Origin of the sequence: Citrobacter sp. wls757, assembly GCF_005280935.1 — a bacterium.
In the GTDB taxonomy this organism is placed as follows: domain Bacteria; phylum Pseudomonadota; class Gammaproteobacteria; order Enterobacterales; family Enterobacteriaceae; genus Citrobacter; species Citrobacter portucalensis.
Genome location: NZ_SZWU01000080.1, coordinates 136,579 through 140,090, shown reverse-complemented (window position 1 = coordinate 140,090; position 3,512 = coordinate 136,579). Strand labels below are relative to the sequence as shown.

Annotated in this window: 3 protein-coding genes and 1 pseudogene; 2 read left to right on the top strand and 2 right to left on the bottom strand. The window is 55.9% G+C overall.

Annotation, left to right across the window (positions count from 1 at the left end):
* Positions 1–210 (bottom strand): annotated as a pseudogene (gene lplA / locus FDW94_RS24655) (lipoate--protein ligase LplA); the annotation flags it as partial.
* Between the two features lie 37 nt (positions 211–247).
* Positions 248–889: a YtjB family periplasmic protein gene (locus FDW94_RS22685; protein WP_048236172.1), complete on the bottom strand. Its 642-nt coding sequence runs from the start codon at positions 887–889 to the stop codon at positions 248–250.
* A gap of 115 nt (positions 890–1,004) precedes the next feature.
* On the opposite strand from FDW94_RS22685, the gene serB reads away from it, so the two are divergent.
* Both serB and radA read left to right on the top strand, forming a co-directional pair.
* Positions 1,005–1,973, top strand: a complete 969-nt coding sequence (gene serB / locus FDW94_RS22680; protein ID WP_003829946.1) for a phosphoserine phosphatase — start codon at positions 1,005–1,007, stop codon at positions 1,971–1,973.
* A gap of 83 nt (positions 1,974–2,056) precedes the next feature.
* Complete coding sequence (radA, locus tag FDW94_RS22675; protein ID WP_003829944.1) at positions 2,057–3,439, top strand: DNA repair protein RadA; 1,383 nt, start codon at positions 2,057–2,059, stop codon at positions 3,437–3,439.
* The last annotated feature ends 73 nt before the right edge of the window (positions 3,440–3,512 follow it).

Below are 3,512 nucleotides of genomic sequence, written 5' to 3'. Positions count from 1 at the left end.
GCGGGCGAGCCGCACGTTGTCTTCCTCCATACGGCGGGTATTACACTCTTTCCACGGGTTTTGCGCCCGGCCAATCACCACCGTATCGGCGTTACGCCACAAGAACAGGACGCGCTGCGTGGCGGGCATCTGGCGAAAAATGCACTCTTCGACCGCGAGGTTAAACCACGGATCGTAAGAGTCTGAGATAAGCAGGCGTAGTGTAGTCATGGTTGATTTCCCTTCTGTTTTACAGTTTTTACTGCTTTTACTCTTTTTTCTCGTTGTCTTCTTCCTGCACCGGTTTGTTGGCGGTCAGCAGGAAAGGGGATTGCTGCCAGCGGGTACGCTTGCCTTGCAATAAGGTACGGGTGAGCACGACGCCAATCGCCAGCGCCAGCAGCAGCATCAGGCGTAAGATATTGGTGGTGTTATCTACCTGCTTCGCCTCGGTGGCGAGGGTGTGGGTATCCAGCGTCAGACGCAAATAGCCCAGCGGACCATTTTTCCCCTGAATGGGTTCGACAATCTGCTGGTTAAAATAACCCCCGGCTTTTTTGCCGTTGAGCGCCAGTCGGTCACGAACGTTGACGCTCTCGCCGGTGCGCGTAATCAGGTCTCCCTGTTCATCGTATACGCCAGCGTCCAGAATACGGCTACTTTCCGTCAGCTGTGTGAGTACCGCTTTGATGCGTTTTTCATCCGGCGTTTCGGTACGCATTAGCGGAGCAACATTTAGCGCCACCTGGCGGGCCAGCGTACGGGCCAGCTCTTCGAGCTGCGGATTACGCTGCTGCTGGTGACTTTGACTAAACCAGGATGCGCCCTGCATCAGGGCGACGAGCAGCGCAAGACAGAACAATACAATCACTGCACGATGAAGTCGGAATTTCAGTTTTGCGCGAGCCATATTCCACCTGCTGAAAATTTGAGACTTAATGTTGCCAGAAGCGCTGGTTACAGGGTAGCCTCATGCGTTATTTTCCCCTGATGATTCCGACCCGAACGATTTTACAGGAGCTTTAATGCCTAACATAACCTGGTGCGATCTACCTGAAGATGTTTCTCTGTGGCCAGGTCTGCCTCTCTCTTTAAGTGGCGATGAAGTCATGCCGCTGGACTACCACGCGGGCCGCAGTGGCTGGCTGCTGTACGGTCGTGGGCTGGATAAACAACGTTTAACGCAATACCAGAGCAAACTGGGTGCAGCGATGGTGATTGTTGCTGCCTGGTGCGTCGAGGATTATCAGGTGATTCGCCTGGCGGGTTCGTTAACGCCGCGCGCGGCAAAACTGGCGCATGATGCCAAACTGGATGTTGCCCCGTTAGGCAAAATTCCGCATCTGCGCACACCGGGTTTACTGGTGATGGACATGGACTCAACGGCAATCCAGATCGAATGCATTGATGAAATTGCTAAACTGGCTGGAACCGGTGAGATGGTTGCGGAAGTCACGGAACGCGCAATGCGCGGCGAACTGGACTTTACCGCCAGCCTGCGTAGTCGCGTGGCGACGCTGAAGGGTGCTGATGCCAATATTCTGCACCAGGTGCGCGAAACGCTACCGCTGATGCCAGGCCTGACACAACTGGTGTTAAAACTGGAGACGCTCGGCTGGAAAGTGGCTATTGCCTCTGGCGGCTTTACCTTCTTTGCCGATTACCTGCGTAATAAACTGCGTCTGACGGCGGCTGTGGCAAACGAGCTGGAGATCATGGACGGTAAATTTACCGGCAACGTGATCGGCGATATCGTCGATGCCCAGTACAAAGCCAATACCCTGACCCGCCTGGCACAAGAATATGAGATCCCGATGGCGCAGACGGTGGCGATCGGCGACGGTGCTAACGATCTGCCGATGATCAAAACGGCCGGGCTGGGTATTGCGTATCATGCTAAACCGAAAGTGAATGAAAAGACGGAGATTACTATCCGCCACGCTGACCTGATGGGCGTGTTCTGCATTCTCTCCGGCAGCATGAACCAGAAATGATTAAATTGCCCGATGGCAAGGTGTCCGTAGGCCGGATAAGCGCCTGCGCCATCCGGCAAAAGCGTTAACGAAAGAGGTAAAACGTGGCCAAAGCTCCAAAACGCGCCTTTGTTTGTAATGAATGCGGGGCCGATTACCCGCGCTGGCAGGGGCAATGCAGCGCCTGTCAGGCCTGGAATACCATTACCGAGGTGCGCCTTGCCGCATCGCCAACGGTGGCGCGTAACGAGCGGCTCAGTGGCTATGCCGGGAATGCGGGCGTGGCAAAAGTGCAGAAGCTGTCTGACATCAGCCTTGAAGAACTGCCGCGTTTTTCCACTGGATTTAAAGAGTTTGACCGCGTGCTGGGCGGCGGGGTGGTACCCGGCAGCGCTATTCTGATTGGCGGTAACCCCGGCGCGGGGAAATCAACGCTGCTGCTGCAAACGCTGTGCAAGCTTGCTGAGCAGATGAAAACTCTGTACGTCACCGGTGAAGAGTCACTGCAGCAGGTGGCAATGCGTGCGCACCGGCTCGGTTTGCCGACAGCGAATCTGAATATGCTGTCGGAAACCAGTATCGAACAAATTTGCCTGATTGCCGAAGAAGAACAGCCGAAGCTGATGGTGATCGACTCCATTCAGGTAATGCACATGGCGGATATTCAGTCTTCGCCGGGCAGCGTGGCGCAGGTGCGTGAAACGGCGGCTTACCTGACGCGCTTTGCCAAAACGCGCGGCGTGGCGATTGTCATGGTCGGCCACGTCACCAAAGACGGCTCGCTGGCCGGGCCGAAGGTGCTCGAACACTGTATTGACTGTTCGGTACTGCTCGACGGTGACGCCGATTCCCGTTTCCGTACTCTGCGTAGCCATAAAAACCGCTTTGGCGCGGTGAACGAACTGGGCGTCTTTGCTATGACCGAACAGGGCCTGCGTGAAGTCAGCAACCCTTCCGCTATCTTCTTAAGCCGTGGCGATGAGGTCACCTCCGGCAGTTCGGTGATGGTGGTCTGGGAAGGTACGCGCCCGCTGCTGGTAGAGATTCAGGCGCTGGTCGATCACTCAATGATGGCGAACCCGCGTCGCGTGGCGGTCGGTCTGGAACAAAACCGTCTGGCGATTCTGCTGGCGGTGCTGCATCGTCACGGTGGCTTGCAGATGGCGGATCAGGACGTGTTCGTTAACGTAGTCGGCGGCGTAAAAGTCACCGAAACCAGCGCCGACCTGGCGTTGCTGCTGGCAATGGTCTCCAGCCTGCGTGACAGACCGCTGCCACAGGATTTAGTGGTCTTTGGCGAAGTGGGGTTGGCGGGCGAAATCCGTCCGGTACCCAGCGGGCAGGAGCGTATTTCGGAAGCGGCGAAGCACGGCTTTCGCCGGGCGATTGTCCCTGCCGCTAACGTACCGAAAAAAGTACCGGAAGGCATGCAGGTCTTTGGCGTTAAGAAGCTTGCGGATGCGTTAAGCGTGTTTGACGACCTATAATCAAATACCCGTACATACTGATTTTGTAGGCCTGATAAGCGAAGCGCCATCAGGCAAAACATCACGCTATAAA